This window comes from Vibrio pomeroyi (genome assembly GCA_041879425.1).
Lineage (GTDB): Bacteria > Pseudomonadota > Gammaproteobacteria > Enterobacterales > Vibrionaceae > Vibrio > Vibrio pomeroyi_A.
The window spans coordinates 1,269,625-1,288,487 of record CP090855.1; the positions used below are offsets into that span (position 1 = coordinate 1,269,625).

21 protein-coding genes are annotated in these 18,863 nt (G+C 44.4%); 12 read left to right on the forward strand and 9 right to left on the reverse strand.

Annotation, left to right across the window (positions count from 1 at the left end):
• Positions 1 to 136 precede the first annotated feature (136 nt).
• Both L0992_21560 and L0992_21565 read left to right on the forward strand, forming a co-directional pair.
• Positions 137 to 1,285: a mannitol-1-phosphate 5-dehydrogenase gene (locus tag L0992_21560; GenBank protein ID XGB68988.1), complete on the forward strand. Its 1,149-nt coding sequence runs from the start codon at positions 137 to 139 to the stop codon at positions 1,283 to 1,285.
• A gap of 50 nt (positions 1,286 to 1,335) precedes the next feature.
• Positions 1,336 to 1,872, forward strand: a complete 537-nt coding sequence (locus L0992_21565; GenBank protein ID XGB68989.1) for a transcriptional regulator — start codon at positions 1,336 to 1,338, stop codon at positions 1,870 to 1,872.
• Positions 1,873 to 2,134: 262 nt separating this feature from the next.
• Here L0992_21565 and L0992_21570 read toward each other — a convergent pair whose 3' ends face one another.
• Together L0992_21570 and L0992_21575 are read right to left on the reverse strand one after the other, a co-directional pair.
• Positions 2,135 to 2,935 carry a glucosamine-6-phosphate deaminase gene (locus tag L0992_21570; protein ID XGB68990.1) on the reverse strand — a complete coding sequence of 267 codons (801 nt, stop codon included), beginning with the start codon at positions 2,933 to 2,935 and terminating at the stop codon, positions 2,135 to 2,137.
• A 582-nt stretch (positions 2,936 to 3,517) separates the two neighbouring features.
• Positions 3,518 to 3,871, reverse strand: a complete 354-nt coding sequence (locus L0992_21575; GenBank protein ID XGB68991.1) for a DUF413 domain-containing protein — start codon at positions 3,869 to 3,871, stop codon at positions 3,518 to 3,520.
• A 154-nt stretch (positions 3,872 to 4,025) separates the two neighbouring features.
• On the opposite strand from L0992_21575, the gene L0992_21580 reads away from it, so the two are divergent.
• Positions 4,026 to 4,916, forward strand: coding sequence for a LysR family transcriptional regulator (locus L0992_21580; protein ID XGB68992.1), 891 nt, complete (start codon positions 4,026 to 4,028; stop codon positions 4,914 to 4,916).
• Positions 4,917 to 5,104: 188 nt separating this feature from the next.
• Here the strand turns inward: L0992_21580 and L0992_21585 are convergent, their stop codons facing one another.
• A complete protein-coding gene (locus L0992_21585; protein ID XGB68993.1) occupies positions 5,105 to 5,308 on the reverse strand; it encodes a hypothetical protein in 204 nt (67 codons plus the stop codon).
• Between the two features lie 237 nt (positions 5,309 to 5,545).
• Between L0992_21585 and L0992_21590 the strand changes: the two genes are divergently transcribed.
• From L0992_21590 to L0992_21600, 3 genes are all read left to right on the forward strand, one after another.
• Positions 5,546 to 6,922 carry a helix-turn-helix domain-containing protein gene (locus L0992_21590; protein XGB68994.1) on the forward strand — a complete coding sequence of 459 codons (1,377 nt, stop codon included), beginning with the start codon at positions 5,546 to 5,548 and terminating at the stop codon, positions 6,920 to 6,922.
• A gap of 48 nt (positions 6,923 to 6,970) precedes the next feature.
• A complete protein-coding gene (locus tag L0992_21595) occupies positions 6,971 to 7,453 on the forward strand; it encodes a methylated-DNA--[protein]-cysteine S-methyltransferase (GenBank protein XGB68995.1) in 483 nt (160 codons plus the stop codon).
• Positions 7,454 to 7,614: 161 nt separating this feature from the next.
• Positions 7,615 to 8,004, forward strand: a complete 390-nt coding sequence (locus tag L0992_21600; protein ID XGB68996.1) for a hypothetical protein — start codon at positions 7,615 to 7,617, stop codon at positions 8,002 to 8,004.
• Here L0992_21600 and nhaD read toward each other — a convergent pair.
• Positions 8,001 to 9,440, reverse strand: a complete 1,440-nt coding sequence (gene nhaD / locus L0992_21605) for a sodium:proton antiporter NhaD (protein ID XGB68997.1) — start codon at positions 9,438 to 9,440, stop codon at positions 8,001 to 8,003. The genes L0992_21600 and nhaD overlap by 4 nt on opposite strands.
• Positions 9,441 to 9,674: 234 nt before the next feature.
• A complete protein-coding gene (locus L0992_21610) occupies positions 9,675 to 9,845 on the reverse strand; it encodes a hypothetical protein (protein XGB68998.1) in 171 nt (56 codons plus the stop codon).
• A 532-nt stretch (positions 9,846 to 10,377) separates the two neighbouring features.
• Between L0992_21610 and L0992_21615 the strand changes: the two genes are divergently transcribed.
• The 4 genes from L0992_21615 (at position 10,378) to L0992_21630 (ending at position 13,116) form a co-directional block, all read left to right on the forward strand.
• Positions 10,378 to 11,115 (forward strand): YjiH family protein, encoded by a 738-nt coding sequence (locus tag L0992_21615; protein ID XGB68999.1) that lies wholly within the window; start codon positions 10,378 to 10,380, stop codon positions 11,113 to 11,115.
• Positions 11,115 to 11,582: a YjiG family protein gene (locus tag L0992_21620; GenBank protein XGB69000.1), complete on the forward strand. Its 468-nt coding sequence runs from the start codon at positions 11,115 to 11,117 to the stop codon at positions 11,580 to 11,582. The genes L0992_21615 and L0992_21620 overlap by 1 nt, the downstream gene beginning before the upstream one ends.
• A 608-nt stretch (positions 11,583 to 12,190) precedes the next feature.
• On the forward strand, positions 12,191 to 12,577 hold the full coding sequence (locus L0992_21625) for an MAPEG family protein (GenBank protein ID XGB69001.1): 387 nt from the start codon (positions 12,191 to 12,193) through the stop codon (positions 12,575 to 12,577).
• A gap of 8 nt (positions 12,578 to 12,585) precedes the next feature.
• Positions 12,586 to 13,116: a DNA mismatch repair protein gene (locus L0992_21630; GenBank protein ID XGB69002.1), complete on the forward strand. Its 531-nt coding sequence runs from the start codon at positions 12,586 to 12,588 to the stop codon at positions 13,114 to 13,116.
• Between the two features lie 34 nt (positions 13,117 to 13,150).
• On the opposite strand, the gene L0992_21635 is transcribed toward L0992_21630, so the two are convergent.
• Together L0992_21635 and L0992_21640 are read right to left on the reverse strand one after the other, a co-directional pair.
• Positions 13,151 to 13,777 carry an START domain-containing protein gene (locus tag L0992_21635; GenBank protein ID XGB69003.1) on the reverse strand — a complete coding sequence of 209 codons (627 nt, stop codon included), beginning with the start codon at positions 13,775 to 13,777 and terminating at the stop codon, positions 13,151 to 13,153.
• 175 nt (positions 13,778 to 13,952) lie between these two features.
• Entirely contained in the window at positions 13,953 to 14,429 is a 477-nt protein-coding gene (locus tag L0992_21640; GenBank protein XGB69004.1) for a YHS domain-containing protein, read from the reverse strand.
• A gap of 110 nt (positions 14,430 to 14,539) precedes the next feature.
• Here L0992_21640 and L0992_21645 point away from each other — a divergent pair, with 110 nt between their 5' ends.
• Both L0992_21645 and L0992_21650 read left to right on the forward strand, forming a co-directional pair.
• Complete coding sequence (locus tag L0992_21645; protein XGB69005.1) at positions 14,540 to 15,364, forward strand: AraC family transcriptional regulator; 825 nt, start codon at positions 14,540 to 14,542, stop codon at positions 15,362 to 15,364.
• A 229-nt stretch (positions 15,365 to 15,593) separates the two neighbouring features.
• Positions 15,594 to 16,472, forward strand: coding sequence for a 6-carboxytetrahydropterin synthase (locus L0992_21650; protein XGB69006.1), 879 nt, complete (start codon positions 15,594 to 15,596; stop codon positions 16,470 to 16,472).
• Positions 16,473 to 16,596: 124 nt separating this feature from the next.
• Here the strand turns inward: L0992_21650 and L0992_21655 are convergent, their stop codons facing one another.
• Together L0992_21655 and L0992_21660 are read right to left on the reverse strand one after the other, a co-directional pair.
• Positions 16,597 to 17,637, reverse strand: a complete 1,041-nt coding sequence (locus tag L0992_21655; GenBank protein XGB69007.1) for an acyltransferase family protein — start codon at positions 17,635 to 17,637, stop codon at positions 16,597 to 16,599.
• A gap of 122 nt (positions 17,638 to 17,759) precedes the next feature.
• The gene (locus L0992_21660; protein ID XGB69008.1) at positions 17,760 to 18,716 is read right to left on the reverse strand and encodes an AEC family transporter; all 957 of its coding nucleotides are present in this window, start codon (positions 18,714 to 18,716) and stop codon (positions 17,760 to 17,762) included.
• Positions 18,717 to 18,863 lie beyond the last annotated feature (147 nt).

Genomic DNA, 18,863 nt, shown 5'->3' on the forward strand with positions numbered 1-18,863 from the left:
TGGCCTCGTTTTCGGTCTTAATCTTTCTAACAAGATTCAGTCTGAATAGCTTACTGCTTAATGCCTATAGCACATCGTCAAGGCATGTTGTTGAGCAGTTAGCTATCTAGATTCAAATATTTATAAGGTCAAAATTATGAAAGCGTTACATTTTGGTGCAGGTAATATCGGTCGTGGTTTCATTGGTAAGCTTCTTTCTGATGCTGGTATGAAGGTTACGTTTGCTGACGTAAATGAAACGGTTGTAAATGCGTTAATTGAACGCCAAGAATACCCAGTTAAGATTGTTGGCGAAGAGTGTGTTGTCGAAGTTGTTAAGAACGTGACAGCAGTAAACTCAGCGACAAGCGCAGTAGTAGATTGCATTGCTGAGTCTGATCTTGTGACGACAGCAGTGGGCCCTACGGTTCTTAAGATCATCTCTAAGTCTATCGCTCAAGGCATTGAAAAGCGTGCAGCAGCAAACAACACTGCACCAATGAACATCATCGCGGCAGAGAACATGGTTCGAGGTACTAGCCAATTAAAAGCAGCAGTGTTAGAGCACCTTTCTGATGAAATGAAAGCCTTCACTGAAGAGCACATTGGCTTTGTTGATTCTGCGGTTGACCGTATTGTTCCACCGGCAGAAGCGGGCGAAACAGACCCCCTAGCGGTAACGGTTGAAACGTTCAGCGAGTGGATCGTAGACCAAACACAATTCAAAGGTGAGATTCCAAACATCCCAGGTATGGAATGCACTGACAACCTAATGGCTTTCGTTGAACGTAAACTGTTCACGCTAAACACAGGTCACTTGGTAACGGCATACCTTGGTGTGCTTGCAGGTCATGAGACAATTAAAGACTCTATCGAAGATGACGTAATCCGCGCTGAAGTAACAGCGACGATGGAAGAGAGTGGTGCGGTTCTGATTAAGCGTTACGGCTTTGATCCAGAAGCTCACGCGGCATACATCCAGAAAATTCTTGGTCGTTTTGCGAACCCGTTCCTACGTGATGAAGTAGACCGCGTTGGTCGTCAGCCAATTCGTAAACTGAGCCCGCAAGACCGCCTAGTTAAGCCTCTAAATGGTACATTAGAGTACGGCCTACCGAATGCTCACCTAGTAAAAGCAATCGCTGCTGCGTTCCATTATAAGAACGAAGACGACCCTCAAGCGGTTGAACTTCAAGCAATGTTCGCAGAAAAAGGCTTTGCTGAGACATTAGCGCATTATTCTGAGCTGAATAGTGACTCAGAAGTTGTTAAACTAGCGGAAGAAGCTTATCTAGCATTGAAATGATAAACCATCAAAGTGCCACACCAGTGGCACTTTCTTATTGTCGAGCCGTTATGCCAATACAAACAAGCCATGAAACTGAATTACTCGAAGCCCTTTCGGAAGCTGAGAGTGCTGGCGCCTGCCTAATGGCTGCTTATGATGCATTGGACGACACGGTAGATGCCGTATTAAAAAACATCTTTAAGAAAGACGACACTGCAATTAAGTTCGTTGTCGAGCCACTTCTCAACAGTGGTGGGCCGTTAGGCGAGATCATGATTCGTGCTAAATTGCTACTCGGGCTCGGCGTGATCAGTAAAGAACTCTACGACGATCTCGAGGTTTTCGTTACCTTGAAAGAGTGGGCGAAAATACAGGGAGAAGACACCAGCTTCACAGAAGTTGATGTGATATTTGAGCTCAACAAGGTGCACGCAATTCAGCGTATTATGCCTATCGAATATGACGCGGAGATGGTGGAAACGATGTCTGGCCCAATGCTTGAAATGTTCTTGGGGCGACATAATCAAAAGGTGAAGTCGACGATCGTATTGGCTATCACTGACATTATTACTACCCTCTGCCGAGATAACGCGCTGAGCTCTTAGCTCTAGTTTGTAGCCCTGCTTATCTTGTTTCACATCCTACATATCTTGTAGCTGTTCGTTCGTTTCAATACAAAGTTTAAAATGATGGCGGTTTCTCTCGTTGGAGAAATCGCTTTGTTGTTTTTAGGCTTCTAAAAAATATCCGAAATCTCTTCCCATTAAATACAAAAGCAGCAGGCACAAAAAAAGCCACATTCAGTGGCTTTTTCTATTCAAGACGCTCTCTTTATTAAAAACGCCCTGCTATTCAAGACTATGGGGATTATAGGTCTTGGATGTTTTCAGCTTCTAGCTCTTGGAAGTAGCGTAGAGTCTTAACTTTAAGCTCTTGTTGAGCTGGCTCATCAGCAACGATGATAGCTTTACGGTGCATCTGCAGAGCTGTAACAGTCCACATGTGGTTTACAGAACCTTCGATAGCCATTTGAAGCGCTTGCGCTTTGTTGTGGCCTAGAGAAAGGATCATTACTTCTTCAGCGTCTAGAAGAGTAGCAACACCGATAGTTAGTGCGTATTTAGGAACTTGGTTGATGTCGCCATCGAAGAAACGAGAGTTCGCGATACGAGTGTCTTCAGTCAACGTTTTGATACGAGTGCGTGAAGATAGAGAAGAACCTGGTTCGTTGAATGCGATGTGACCGTCGATGCCTACACCGCCCATGAATAGGTTGATTTTGCCGTAAGAACGGATTTTCTCTTCGTATGCTGCACAGTGAGCATCGATGTCTTCAGCTTGACCGTCTAGCAGGTTGATGTTTTCTGCTTGGATATCAACGTGGTTGAAGAAGTTCTCGTGCATGAATGTGCGGTAAGACTCTGGGTGGTTCGGGTCGATACCAACGTACTCATCCATGTTGAATGTTACAACGTGCTTGAAGCTAACTTCGCCAGCTTTGTAAAGTTCAATTAGCTCAGCGTAAGTAGTTAGAGGTGTGCTACCAGTAGGAAGACCTAGTACAAACGGACGCTCAGCAGTTGGAGCGAACTTGTTGATAGAATCTGCGATGTGACGAGCAGCCCATTTACCTACTTTAGCTTTGTTGCTTAATGGAATAAGTCTCATTGATTTTGCCCCTAGAAATTAAATTTTATAGTGTTCTGAAACATTAATTCGCATTATAAAATAAGTTATCGAGTTCCGCTATTGTTTTAGGTCAAGTTTTTGCTTTTTTCGTCGTATCTGTGACTAGAACTCTCAAAATTGCACAATAATTGTATGGATATTTGGTAGCGTTAAACAAGATTAATACGCTTGTCATATACAGGAATGTTGATTTGATTCAGTGCCTGAAAGGGTTTGTGCGTTTCTGCAGATTTACAAGCTTTGGCGCATTAAACAGCTTCAGCGTGTTCACAGGCTTTGAGAGTATAGTTGAGGCGTGAAAAATAATGATGGCAATGTGCCACTATCGTGATAAAAGGAAGTTGCTAAGTGAGGTTAGAAGAATTTAGCTGGATTAGATACCCGCCTGAATGGCTGGGAATAGATGTTGATTCACGCTATCGCTATGAATTATCTATAAATATTGGTAAAACCGAACAGGTTAGCTAAACTTACCTATTACGAAGAAAATGCGAGCTTGAAGTGTAAACCTTGAAGGCAAAAAAAGCCCAAAGTGATGAGGTATCACCTTGAGCGATTTTACTAATCTTCTAACACTAACTCACTTTCGTATTCTTCCCTAGGCACTTCGCCGCGTTTGCAGCCGTTTAGGGTATGAAAGCGACGGCGTCCACGAGCCAGTTGAATGTACTTCAACCAAACACGCTCTAACTTGGACTTTGCCTTATGAGGGTGAGACAACACTTTGATGAAGTGCTTTTCTTCTGCATTGGTTGGTGTTAATTCACCAGTCTCAAGTGCAAGCATAGTGTCACCAAACAAGGTTAGGATTTCCTCTTCTGACAGAGTAAAATCACCCGACTTAGCAAACCCTCGTGGGAATTTAATGGTGTCATAAAAACGTTTTTTTCCGTGACGGAATTCGGTCTCAGACATATCAGCCTCAGTAATGTGGTTAGATAGAAATTAGTGTTTATTGCTCACGCGAAAATATTGTTAAAAGGCTAAAATAGGAAACAAAACGTTTTTGCCTTTACGATAAACAATCCTAGATCGGCTAGTTAGCAGATTTATTACAGAGATGTATTTGATGGATGTGAAAGTATTTAGAACCTTTCTTGAGGTTGCAAGGGTGCGCCATTTTGGGCGTGCAGCTGAAAACTTGTATTTAACGCAAGCGGCGGTGAGTGCGCGAATCAAACAGCTTGAAGGCTATTTTGATACTCAACTCTTCATTCGTGACCGCAATAACATCAAGCTCACCTCTTCCGGTGAACGTTTGATTGGTTATGCTGAAGTGATGGTGTCTACCTTACAACAAGCCAAATTTGAGCTGTCGTTGGAAAGTGGCAAAGCCCTGCAGTTAACACTGGGTGGCACCCCGAATATTTGGGATGCGTATCTGCAAAACTGTTTGAGCGTAGTGACCGATTCTTTCGGCGGCTACGGCTTCATGGCAGAGGTGATGGGGCGCGAGCAACTGAACCGTAATTTGTTAGAACGAACCTTAGATATGGCTTTTGCGTTCGATCAGATCAAAGCGGAAGAGCTGAACTGTAAAAAAGTCGCTGATTTGGTTTTGGTGTTGGTATCAACGCAACAAGATGATCTGGAATCTGTATTCCAACATAAATACGTTTATGTCGATTGGGGAACGCGTTTTGGTTCTGAACATGCCGAGCGTCACCCAAAAGTGCCCGCGCCGTATCTACGTACCTCAACGGCTCGTATCGCTTTAGATTTTATCTTAGAGAAAGGTGGCAGTGCGTATTTACCTGTTTCTATGGTTGAGCCTTTTATCGACTCAGGTCAGCTTCATAAGGTGAAAGGTGTTGAAGATTGGTATCGCCCTATTTACCTCAGCTACCGTAAAAGCAGCACCTCGGTTGACGCGATCATTCAAGTTGAGAAGTTGGTTAACGAGATTGACCCATCGACTGCTTACACGTTGCAACAAGCCGCTGAGCAAGCACCAGCATAGTGGTATTCGTTATCACTATGATGCTGATGAAGTAAAAAGTTGATTCGATAAAAAATGGCTCCCAAGGGAGCCATTTTTGTTTTTAAACCAGTTTAAGCCTGGTATCTGTAACCTATTTCAAAACGCTAAATTTTCAAAAGCACCAAATTGCAGAGCTCGTGTTTTCAAAGCGTTATGCTTTCAACAAGCTATAGGTTCATTAAGTTCTCAATGGACTCTTCAAGAGAGTGAGATAGATATGAATGGATCTGATGTCCATCGGTTGCGTCTATTTCAATCTTAGAAATCCCGTTGCTCGCTTTATCTTCAAGAAAGCTGAGAGATTGTTCGACTGATTGACTGGTGAGAACCTGTTGGTTTGATAAAACAATACGACACGTGTGAAGAACCATAGCCTTTTCCTTTTTATATTCGATAGGTCTCTGCATCTTTGGCGTGCTAAGTACCTATCGTTGACGTTGTGAGAAGAATGCCTTCTCTAGGTTAAATTTAGTCGAATTGAATAAAATTAAAACCCTTTTTTGTGATTTATATAACCTTCGCTTCCGAAAGTGGCTAGCGACTCTGGTCGTTCACGGTAAACTTTTAGTTATCGGAGCCAAAATCATGGCAAATGGGAAGAACACATCATGTCGAAAAATATCCATCACAACAGTGCGTTAACTAATGAGCAGTGTCATTTGGCTCGCTATGCGCGAGACGCTCGCTTTGATGGTATGTTTTTCACTGCGGTAAAAACGACGGGGATTTTTTGTCGCCCTATCTGCCCTGCAACACCACCGAAAGAAGAGAATGTCGAGTACTTTTCTCATCAGGCTCAGGCGTTAAAAGCAGGCTACCGACCTTGTTTACGCTGTCGACCAGACAGTGCTCCTTTCTCACCAGCATGGAAAGGGGTTGAAACGACGTTTCTTAGAGCGATGCAGCTTATCGATAACGGTGCATTAAGCTCAGGTTCGATTACCGATCTTGCCGAGCGTTTGGGGATCTCTGATCGATACTTACGCACCTTGTTCGACAACTATATTGGTGTGTCACCCAAGCAATATAGCCTGTACAGTCAATTAATGTTCGCTAAACAGTTGCTGCACAACAGTAGTATGAGTATTACTGATGTCGGCTTTGCGAGTGGCTTTAATAGCACGCGTCGCTTTAACGATGCGTTTCAAAAAGAGCTGAAGCTTTCGCCAAGTCAGATTCGACGAACCAAACCTAATGATAGTCTGAGTAATCACATCCAACTGGCTTTTCATGGCCCATTAGATTGGAACCACTTATTGGATTTTTATCGACGCAGAATGATTGAGGGGATAGAAGAGGTTGGGACCGATTATTACCAGCGAACTGTGACAGTAAATGGTTCGAAAGGTTGGTTTAAGGCGATCTTAGTTAAAAAGAACCGATTAGATATTGAATTTGAGTTGGATGATATAAACCAATTACGAGGTTTGATCACTCACATTCGTCGCATGTTCGACCTAGATGTCGACATCGCCAAAGTTGAAGCCTTTTTTGCGACGATCGATCCTAACTTAGTCGCCCGAAGTGGTATTCGTATTCCAGGTGTATGGAGTGCTTGGGAGGCGGGTGTCAGAGCGATACTTGGACAGCAAGTCTCAGTAACAGCAGCTATTGGTCAGCTAAACCTATTGATTAAAGAGCTTTCTGAATCAGATAAGAAAACCTATTTTCCGACACCGAAACAAATAGCGGAAGCCGATGTGAGCTTTTTGCGAATGCCAGGAAGCCGCAAGGAGACCTTAAAGCGTTTTGCCGAATACATGGTCGACAACCAAGCCGAGCACCCTTCCAAATGGATTGACCTAAAAGGCATTGGCCCTTGGACCATACAATACGCATTACTTCGTGGCTTGAGTGAACCGAATCATTTGCTGGTGGGTGATTTAGTGGTGAAGAAGTTTATCGAGCACCGACCGGCTATCAATATAGAGAGTGTTTCACCGTGGGGCAGTTACGCTACGTTCCACTGCTGGAATCAGTCTTAATAGAAAGAGCAACCCGCGAAAGTCCGCAATACAAAGCTAGGAGTAATCATGGCGAACCGTTTTACATATTATGACAGCCCGTTAGGCACTGTGACTCTGCAAGCGAATGAGCAAGGCTTACTCGGAGTTTGGTTTGAAACACACACAACGAAACCGGAAGACTTAGGTACACAAGAAGATAGCTTTCCGATTTTCCAATCGGTCAAAGACCAGCTCGATCGTTATTTTGCAGGAGAAGCCGTTCAATTTGATTTACCGATCGCTGCCAAAGGCACTCCGTTTCAGCAATCGGTTTGGCACGCACTTACTACTATTCCTTACGGAGTAACATGGAGCTATGCTCAGTTAGCCGACGCGATCGGTAATCCAAAAGCGGTGCGAGCTGTGGGGTTAGCCAATGGCAAGAACCCGGTATCAGTGATTGTTCCTTGTCATCGAGTGATAGGCAAGAATGGAAAATTGACGGGTTACGCGGGCGGGATTGAACGCAAGCAGCGCTTATTGGCAATTGAGGGGATTGGCGAAGAATAGATCGCTTGGTTATTGGCTTTTTGGTTAAGCGATGCCTCGCAATGTTGAACTTAGCCTAGGGACCTTAAAAGTGTGACTTTGCAATAAGGTTGGTGCTTTCTGGAAAATACTTGTTTGGTTGCATATCCTTTTAGTTATGTTCTCTAGGCAAGGATGCCCAAATGAATAGCCATCACTCTCTGATCATCGGCTGCAGTAGCGTGCTATTGCTGACTGGTTGTTTAACCGATACCAGTCGCCCCTTCGAAGTCCCACAGCTTGTCTTGTTTAAAGGCATGTACGAGAATGCGGATAATGACAGTTATTTGCTTTTTGAATCGGGACAAGTGACCTATCAAACCACGGATAATACGGTCACGCGCAGTTATAGTGTCGACGATGACTTGATCATCATTGAGCTGAACTCAGGAAGCAGCCGAACTGATTCAGACTTGGTGATGCGCATTCAACAGCAGGGTGAGGTACTGACATGCAACCAATGCCCAGCAGTTCAATTGAGTAACGTTTGGACCCGAGTCGAAACCCCGTACCAAGAGGACCCATCTAATTAGAATAACCCACCATTAAGCCATAAGTGAGCCGCGATACTGACCGCATAGCCAATCATGATGACTGGCATCCACTTTAGGTGTCCAAAGAAGGTGTACTTACCATGAGCTGCACCCATCAATGCCACACCAGCAGCGCTACCGATCGACAATAAGCTTCCCCCAACGCCAGCGGTTAACGTAATCAGTAACCAGTTACCCATCGACATTTGTGGCTCCATTGATAACACTGCAAACATCACCGGAATGTTATCGACAATCGCAGACAAGATGCCCACCATAATATTTGCCCAAATTGGATTCCATTGGCTGTACATGACTCCTGAAGCGAGTTCTAAGTAACCAAGCAAGCTCAAGCCACCGACACACATTACCACTCCGTAGAAGAAGAGTAATGTATCCCATTCGGCATGAGAGACTCTTCGAAATACATCAAAAGGCACCACCGATCCGAGTCGTTTTAAGGCTCCTTCATCGTTATTTGCAATTGCCACGGCTTTCTTCTTAGCCAGCGAGTTGGGCAGTGTTTTTCTCAAGAAATACCCAAAGAACTGGAGGTATGCCAGCCCCATCATCATGCCCATTACTGGTGGGAAGTGCAGGACTGCGTGGAAAGCAACGGCAGTACCTATGGTCATAATGAATAGGAATACAATTCGTCTCGCGCCTCGTTTCAATTCAACGTGTTGATGTACCGTGTCAGGCTGAGTGGTAGGTACAAAGTAAGACATGATCAGAGCTGGAACGAGGTAGTTCATCATTGAAGGAATGAATAAGGGAATGAATTCACTAAAACTGACATAGCCTGCCTGCCATACCATCAAGGTTGTGATATCGCCAAATGGGCTGAACGCGCCACCTGCATTCGCCGCAATCACAATATTCACACAGGCGAGGTTAACAAATTTAGGGTTATCTCCTGCGACCTTAAGTACCACGGCACACATTAATAGAGCGGTTGTCAGGTTATCGGCTATCGGGGAGATAAAGAACGACAAAATACCGGTTAACCAGAATAGAGACCGAAAATTAAAGCCTTTACCCACCATCCAGGCTTGTAGGGCATCAAATAGTCTTCGCTCTTCCATCGCGCTGATGTAAGTCATGGCGACGAGCAGGAAGAGTAGCAGCTCGGCGTATTCTAATAAGTTGTGTTCGAGCGCTTGCTTCGCGACTTCAACTAGATTGTGCTCTTGGTAGGTGAAACCAATGATGATCCAAATAAGGCCTGCGGCGAGTAAAACGGGTTTGGACTTTCGCAGCTTTAGATACTCTTCCATCATCACTACAACGTAAGCAATAACGAAAATTGTTAGCGAGAGGTAGCCAGCAAATGAGTTGGTAAGCTTGAGAGGTTCCCCTAGTTGGGAGGTAGTTGCCCCCGCCACCGCAGAAAAACACAGTAAAGAGAGGACAACAGAAAGCTGGATACCTAGCATGGATTACGCTCCAAAGTTAATAAGTTATTAACACGCGTAAAAGCGTAGACTTAAATAACCATGTGGAGTGTGATAGATATCTTAATAATTCAACAGATTACAAGGAAAGCAATAGACTGTGAGGTGGGCTGAAGTACGGCCTTGTGCGTCTCAAATTACAATCTTGTACACGTGAGTAATAAAGAAAAAGCCCTACGGGCTTAGTCCGATAGAGCTTATTCTGTGTCGCCAACATTATGCAGCATTACGATCAAACGTCATTGTTTGTTCTGCAGCACATATCTCAACAGGCCAGCCATAGGATTGGTATTCCATCGCAAGTTTGTCCGCAACTACGCGAGATACCGTGGCAGTGATCCACATGCCTTTACCCATTATCTGATATTTGAGTGTTCTCATTTCCATTTTTGTCACCGTTTTCCTTCTATATTGGCTGCGCGAAGTCTATAGCACCTCTTGAGGCTGGAATTTCGAATCAAGCTCAAATCCTTTATAAAATGGCTCATGAATTCGGCTTGGATTAAAACTCAATCATCAGAATGAAAACGGTTGCGTTTTGGAAGAAAAATCACGATTTAAGTGCCTGTATTATAATTAAATAAAAATTTAACTAAAAATTTATGTAAGAGATCTCTTACGTAAATATCAGAAATTGGATTGGACAGGTGATTATCGGTTTAGCGCTGATTTTTGTATCGTATCTGTGTGCTTTCGGTTGCGTTGTTGCAGCGAATTCTATTTAGTTTTGTATGTGAAATATGAGGAAATTGTCAGTTTGTTTTTCTATATCTAAATCATAATCACAGTTTTATATGTTGCTGGTGAACTTACATTCAAAGTCATACGCTATTTGATTTTGGTCAGTAACCTGTTGCTCATTAGTTTGCACTATCTATGCGTGTTCTGTTCCACATAAACTAGGTGTATAGAGGTCCTTATGACTAATCCAACCAAAACCGATCGTAAAGTCACGATCGGCAGTTACATCGCACTCGCCTTTGCGGTTGTGTTTTTCTCCGGCTTGATGCAGTCCAATGAATGGTATGGCGTATTCGATTTTACAACGCTCAACGGTTCATTCGGTAAGGTTGCTTATGATGTAAGTGAATCCGCTGATGGTATCCAAGCAGCTACCACTTCTTTACGTGGTAAAGGCGGTAGCGGTGCTCGTGACGGTTTCATTTTTGCTTTGACACTTATTCCGACCGTGATGTTTGCTCTGGGTATGATCAATGTACTTGAGCACTATGGTGCGCTGGATGCGGCTCGCAAACTGCTTACTCCTCTACTTCGCCCTCTAATGGGTATTCCGGGTAACTCTGGCTTAGCATTAATTGCTTCTCTGCAAAGTACCGATGCGGGCGCAGCGATGACGCGTCAGTTAAAAGACGAAGGGCATCTAACTAAGCGTGAAACCGATGTCTTCACCATGTTCCAGTTCACGGCTGGCGCGGCGATCGTTAACTTCTTCTCGTCGGGTGCTGTGTTGTTCACTCTAACCGCGATGGATGGCTCTTTGGCGGTAACCTCGTCAATCGGTCTTGCTGTGGCTGTGATGTTTATCTTCAAGTTTGTCGGCGCAAACCTATTCCGCATTTATCTCAACATTACTGAAGGCAAAGAAGACAAACCAAAATCAGACAAAGAGCAAAAACTGGAAGAGGAAGTAGCATAATGAGCGAAGTTAAAGCAAAGAAACCAATGGTGACTGATATTTTCGTTGAAGGTGCTAAGAAAGGCTGGGTTATTGCGACCACCTCGACCGTGCCAAATGTTCTGATGGCGTTTGTGATTATCAAAGCATTGCAGATTACGGGCGCGTTGGATCTGATGGGCAGCGTATTTGCTCCAATCATGGCGGTGTTTGGTTTACCAGGTGAAGCGGCAGCGGTATTGATTGGCGCGTGGATGTCGATGGGTGGTGCAGTAGGTGTGGTTATTACACTGTTTGACCAAGGCATCTTAAACGGCAACCACATTGCTATTTTGGCACCAGCTATCTACTTGATGGGTTCTCAGGTGCAATACATGGGCCGTATCATGGGACCAATCGGAACTGAAGGTCGTTACATCCCAGTGATGATCGCGATTTCAGTACTGAACGCTTTTGGCGCGATGTTCTTGATGAACATCATTCTGTAGCCTGACTTCTGAATCTTAATAGGCTTTAGAAAAAGGAAAACCCGTTTGGCTTTCACCAAACGGGTTCTGTTCTTTTTCGTAGCCATCCTGCTACTGACGTTGTTACTTATTTTTCAATAAGCTAACGCATGCTCCCTGCCTCGTTCCTTGACTTGGCTAAATCCTTTAACCTATCCAATTCATCGCCTTCCTAGCGGTGTCCTTGCTAACTCATCATCCTGATAAGTGACTCTATCCTAGAGTGTAACTTCCTTGCTGATAACTCATCCTAAGTCATCAAATCTTCATCCTGAAGATACCTAATCCATTAGGCTTTTTCCTGTTCCTGCCAACTCCCTGTCGACATGTATATTAAACACTCTCGAGGCTTCTCCCACAATCTACCCCAAGCAAATAATCTGAAGGCAAAGCCAAGGAAAACTGTGCGGACTCATACAAAACAAAGGCTTGGGTTTGTAATCTAGGATTTTTCTGCGAAGCTTGATTGTAATCTCTTACGTTTGTTGTGAGAGATCTCTTACATATGTGCGGGCGTGAATGCTCCTTGTTTGCTGAATACAGATACGTTGAGGTAGCTCGCCGAATAAACTAACCAGTAGGAAATGATAATGGTTACAGCGTTATATGCATCGTTGCTCACTTTGGTCATGTTATGGCTTTCCATTGAAGTGATTAAGCAAAGAAGAAAGAATCAAGTGGCACACTCAGATGGTGGTGTTGAATCGTTACAAGTGGCTCGTTCTGCTCAAAGTAACGCAATGGACTATATTCCGATTACCGTGATATTGATGGCGTTGCTAGAGTTCAACGGCGGCAATGTATGGCTGATTCACGTTATTGGTGTCGCTTTTGTTGCTGGCCGTATTATTCATGGAAAAAGCATTCTTGCTCGTAGCCTGAAGGGAAGAAAGCAAGGCATGTATTTGACCTTTGCCGGCATGGTGTCTTTAGTTGTTCTAAACTTGATTTATCTCCCGTTTGATAAGCTTATATAAGGACCAGCATGGCGTTACGCCTTCCTCCACCATGGATGATTGTATTAACAGGTTTAGTGCTGAATATTCTGGCCATTGTTGTGTCGAGCCTAGTGCTCGACAAAATGGTGGTTGAACAAGCCCAGTATCGAGAGCGTCAACAGGGTAATGTCTACTCGATTCAGTTGGCTTGGAATACGATTGAAACCTTAGAACGTAAGCGTGAATCTATGTTGCTGCACATGGATATCAGTACTTCTTCAAATTCGGCAGTGACACCGGAATTAGAAGAAGCGATGCGCGGTCAGCTCGGTGAGTGGGTTAGTGGCGAAGTTCCAGAGATTACCGTCGAAAATCTCTCTCAGATCATGATGTTGATTAACCAAGCTCAGCAATCGCAACGCACACGCATCGATGACTTCTACCTTGATAATCTAACCTTATCTGAACTCCTTCAAGCTCTTGAGGAGCAGATGACCCTCTATAAAAATATCGCGCTCTTTCTTCAGATCTTTGGTTTAGCATTGATTCTTGCGCGTGACCTAGCGAGACGGAATTAACACTCTCACATCTGAAGCCAACCCCGATGTTGAGTTATTGGTTGAGATTAGGGTGCTGCTGCCCTTGGTACTTGGGAAGCTGGTCTTTAAGCTTTTTGAAGGTGCTGAATGCGTTGTTTGCTGATAAGCGATTCATTAACCAGTCAGGCAAAATACCGCCCGCATTCGCATATGCCGTATAGGTGATGTGGGTCAGGCCATTAGTTAGAGGCTGTAAAATCCAAAGCGCATCGACCTCGTTGATTCGAATGTACCCTGTTTCTTTAGCTAAGTAATTGGATGCATCTTTAATCGCTAAGTTGAATTGACCATCTTCGACTTCATATTTCGAATACGTCACCATGTCTCGATCACGAGCCGGCCAAGGGGCTTTGAATTGTGTGTAGACGATATTCTCGTTATTGGAAATTTGCATCAATACTTCACTGTGCGACACATTGTCGACCCAATTAGGTACGTTTTCGCTGTCTTCCAACAATAACAGAAAACCTGAATAACTTGTTTCGACCTGCATTTGAGCTCGTACTTCTACAAGACCATTCCCATGATTACGCTTATGTATGGTGATGCCATCTTCACTTTTAACAAACTGCCACGGAGTCGCATAAGAGAGCGTTGAAAATAGACAGAGTCCGAGTGCCAAAATCCTAGGTAATATCATTATTCTTCCATAAAAAGAAAAGCTTATCTGCTAGGAGTATAGAATAAAAATGGGCTTGGTAGGTGTTGCCAATCGCTTTGGTTTGACCTCTTTGGGGAAAATCTCAATGAAAACGGAAGAGCTAGGCTCTTCCGTTTTTATTTTTGGGCAACGGATAAACGTTGAATGCTAGAACTTAGAGCTTATAAGCTTCGACAGTTTTGATTGTGGTCCAGTTGCTGTTGGCGTCTTGGATGAACTCTTGTGTGTTCTCCAACCAACGCTTTTGAACCGATTTGTCTAAGTTTAGATACAACTTCCCATCTTCCACTTTCCAAGCGAGAGGGTCGGTTTCAAACTTCTTACCCATGGCTACTCCAAACGCGCAGTAACCGCCATATTGAGGGGCATAGGCTTCTGGATTGGCTCGAAATTCATCTCTGTTTTCACTGCTCGCAAAGTTATAGATCGCATTCTTATAGGTCGCTGTGAACTCAGATGTGCCTTTCACTGGCCCTTTATTGTCGAAGTAAGCGACTGGGTCATAGCCTTTAATCGCGAGATCGTTGCTGTCGACGCTCATATCAAGGTCGGCTGCCATGATGGAAAAGCTCGCACCTAGTAACGCGCCCATTAGAGTGATTTTTTGACTGGTCGATTTTAAATGTGACATATCAAGTTCCTTGTCAGTATTAGTTAACTTGTATGAAGTAAATTAGCCGACTGCTCCGGTCTATAGAGGGACAAAAGAACTAAAAAGTAAGCGAATCGTTCGGAGGATGCATGGATCTGCTGTCACAACTAATGGAACATTTCTCGATACGCACCGGTGTTTTCTATTCTGGAAACTTGTGTGGGGTATCGTCATTTAACGCGCAACAAGGCAAAGAAGGGCACCTTCATGTATTGAGTGCCGGTGAGTTGACTCTGTCGAGTTCTAATACAGGACACAGGAAGCTCTCCCAGCCTTGCATCGTCTATTTACCCAATAGCACACCACACGCGATTGAAGGGGTTGGAGACGGTGCAGAAGTTGTGTGTGCGAGCGTGGAATATCGCTCAGGGCAAATGAATCCGTTGTTGTCTGCACTTCCTGACGTGATCGTGATTCCGTTTGAAGACGCGCCTAACCTTATGCCGGTGATTGAGGTGCTGTTTCGAGAATCGAACCAAGAGTCATCTGGTCAGCAATACCTAATGGATAAATTGAGTGACGCGCTAATGGCTTTGATTTTCCGTCATCTCATTGAACAACAGCAAATCGATAAAGGCGTATTCTCTGCGCTGGCTCATCCGCGACTTGCTCCGGTCGTTACTGCCATTCACCTAATGCCTGCTCGACACTTTTCGATAGCGCAAATGGCTTCATTGGCAGCGATGTCTCGAACCCAATTCATCGAAGCGTTTAAGCGCGAGGTGGGCGAAACTCCGGGTGATTATGTCCAAAAGTGGCGTGTGTCTGTGGCTCAGTCTTTGCTGTTACAAAACAAGCCCATCAATTGGGTGGCGGATGAAGTGGGGTACAACAGTTATTCTGGATTCTCGCGCGCTTTTCAGCATGTCGCGGGAATGTCGCCACGTTTATGGCTAAAGCAAAATGTGTCGTAAAGCGCTGGCAACCCTACCTGCAATATGGCTATTGGCATGAGACTGGCCTATGTTGTAGCGGAAATTGAGCGTAGTTTGTTCATTTCTCGAATGACGGTGTAAAAAGGTGGACTTTATAAGCTCGTTGTAACATCCTGCCCGTCCTATTTTATCAGACATCAATGAGACGAAGTGCCTGCTGAACATTATTCAGCCTCCCGTATCTCATTAAAGCACTAAGGAGTTCCACTTGAACCTATTTGTAAGAGACCTTACCGTTATCGATTCTTCATACATCTGTGAACACAGAGGGGTCGTAGGAGATAGTTGGATTTTAGATGTCACCATGTCTGGTGAACTGAACGAAATGAGCATGGTGCTGGACTTTAGCAGAGTCAAAAAGCAGATCAAACAGCTGGTTGATCAACATGTTGACCACCGCTTACTGCTGCCAATGAAAAACGCTGCAATCGTGCATCAAGCAAGCAAAGCCGGTTACTCTAAGGTAGATGTGCTGCGTGGTGACAAGAGCCTGCATCTGCACTGTCCTGATGAAGCCTACTGCCTGATTGATGCTGAAGCGATCACCATCGAGAGTGTGACCGCACACGTTTATGATATTCTTCGCGACAACCTTCCAAGTAACGTCACAGGGTTAGAGATTACCCTTCGCCATGAAAACATTAATGGCGCGTTCTACCACTATACTCATGGTTTGAAAAAGCACGATGGTAACTGCCAGCGCATCGCACATGGTCACCGTTCTCCAGTCGAAATTATGGTTGATGGTCAACGTGACGAACAGCGCGAGCAGGCATTTGCTAAGCGCTGGGAAGATATTTATTTAGGTTCTAAAGAAGACCAAGTGTCGGTTTCATCACTTAATCTGAGTGAACACGCGCAAAGTGCTAATGATGAAAGTCACTATGGCTTCAGCTACACGGCACCACAAGGTGAATTTGAGCTAGCGATTGCTAAGAGCGAAACGGAAATCTTACCAACCGATACCACGGTGGAATTACTGGCAGGCTATATCGCGGATCAAGTGGCTCCAAGCTTGGCAGAAAACCAATCATTACAAATCGTGGCTTATGAAGGGGTAGGTAAAGGCGCGATGGCGTTCTTATAACACCTCACGAGTGAGATAATCTCAGCTCCAATATGATGAAATAAGGGCAAGATAATCCGTTATCTTGCCCTTATTTTTTTGTTGCTAGTTAAACCGAGAAAGTTCTTCGCGCCATTTTTTGGTGCTAACGAAGTAGCACGCGTCTTAATGGTGTTTTTTCGATCCCAACAACTAACCCGAAGCTCAACAATACGGTGCCAAAAAATACGGTCACGTCTTTTGCTAACTCAGTGATACCCAAAACTCCACAGACATTGAACAGCACGATAATGATCAGCAAATGGCAAACGTAGATGCCTAGCATTCGATTCGAGATCGCGCGAACCCACGCATAGTCGCCGATGTTTGGATTAGCCAAAAGCCACATAAACACACCCATTCCCCATAGTACCGTACCAAACAAGAAATCATTCATGTTGAATCCGACGTCGAACGTGGTTAGCCATGCCGCCTCAGCAAAGTGAATCAACATGCCTAACGCGAGTAATCCCAACGCTTTAGTTGATGACACTTTCCATTGATTCTGACGAATGAGGAAGCCTAAGGTCACCATTAACGTGCTAAAGAACGGACCGTTACGAGTAAAGAAAGGCGCGCTGAGTTCGGTTAAGCTCGCGTAGCTGCCAGCCAAAACACCATAGACGTAAAGTATAATTGCCGTTGGTAATAGCAGTTTGTCTAGTTTCATTTCGACCATTAGAGCGATGATCAAAACGGCACATACGAGAGCAGGAATAAACCATAAATGAACCAATCCACCCTCTAAGAAAGAGTTGAGCGGGGTGTTCATTAAAAAGCCCCAATAGCCTTGGCGTTCGCCTAAGTAACCGAACTCTTCTACCTTTGCGAGGTTGAATGGCATGACTAGGCAAATGATGCTCCAAACCAACCAAACCTTGAGGAGTGGTTTAGAGTAGTTGACCACGGTTGCCCAAGGCGATGCGGTGAGCTTAGGTTGAATCAGATACCCTGAGATAAGGAAGAAAAGAGGTACGGCGAAGCGAGCGGTTTGGTTAAGCACATAACCAATCCAAGGCACTTCATCGATTTGCCAGTAAGTAAGTGCCATTTGGCCGTGTAAGCCAATGATCGCCAAGATAGCAATCACTCGACCCAACTCAATACTGGCGATGCGTTGTGAAGGCGTATGTTGAACGGAAGACATATCAGATCTCTAATAAAATTTTCGTAGAATCTAACAGCCTTTTTATTGAATCAGTTAGCGCTAAATCAAGGGTTGCGAGCTTTGTTTTAAGGCTTGTATTGATTCTTTGAAGCCTGTCGCAGCTATATTAAATCCATTGCAGTAAGTACGAAAATACCAAGCGTGCAAGTGATTAGTGAAACAACAGTGGTGAGTGCGATAATATTAGCAGCCAATGTTGAATTACCGCCCATAGCACGTGCCATAACATAGCTCGCAGCAGCGGTCGGTGCGGCGCTCATCAAGAAGATAAGGCCAAGATCTAATCCTCTAAAACCAAAGAACAGGGCAGCAAGCGTGATCAGTAACGGAGCCAAAACCAGTTTGTATCCGGTCGAGAACCAAGTCGGGCCCTTATCTTTTTTCAGCGAGCGTATATCAAGCGACCCTCCCGTGCACAAAAGGGCTAACGGTAACGTCATATTAGCGAAATATTGTCCTGCATCAGTCACCATTTTCGGTACTGGAATCGACAGTAAGTAGAATAGTACACCTAAGGCGATCGAGATAATAAGAGGGTTTTTGGTGAGTGTTTTAACGATGACTTGAATGGCTTTGTCACCCGACTCTTGGCCCTTTGGAGTGAGCGCGATAACAGCCTGAATATTATAGAGAACCGTCAGGGAGGCGACATAAAGTGCAGCCAGTGCGACACCATCGTTGCCGTATATATTAGCAACATAAGCAAGCCCGATAATAGCGGTGTTGGCGCGAAAGCCACCTTGCACTATCACACCTTGGTCTTGAGGCTTTTTAAAAGCCATTTTAGTGCTGACAGTGGTGAACACGAAGAAGGCAAGGTTGGCTAACAAGCCAAAGATGACGAGCTTTCCACTTGCGGCAAAATCGTGGTTAGACTGAACAATGCTGAGAAATAACATCGCGGGTAGAGTGACTTGAAACACCACCTTGGATGCGACATCAATGAAGTTGTCATTGATTAAGCCAATTCGCTTGAGCATCACACCAAGAAACAGCATTAAACAGATAGGGCCTGTTACTGACGCCGAAAACGCAAACTGTTCCCAAAGTGTGTTCATTCTTTTTCCTTTGTTAGTCGATTTCAATTTCCTTTGAATACAGTCGCATTTTTCCACAGTTCTTTGATAAGACAAAATGAATACCAAGGGTTAAGTAAAAAATCTTGAAAAAAAGAACGAACGTGCTAAAAATAACGTATCAGATTT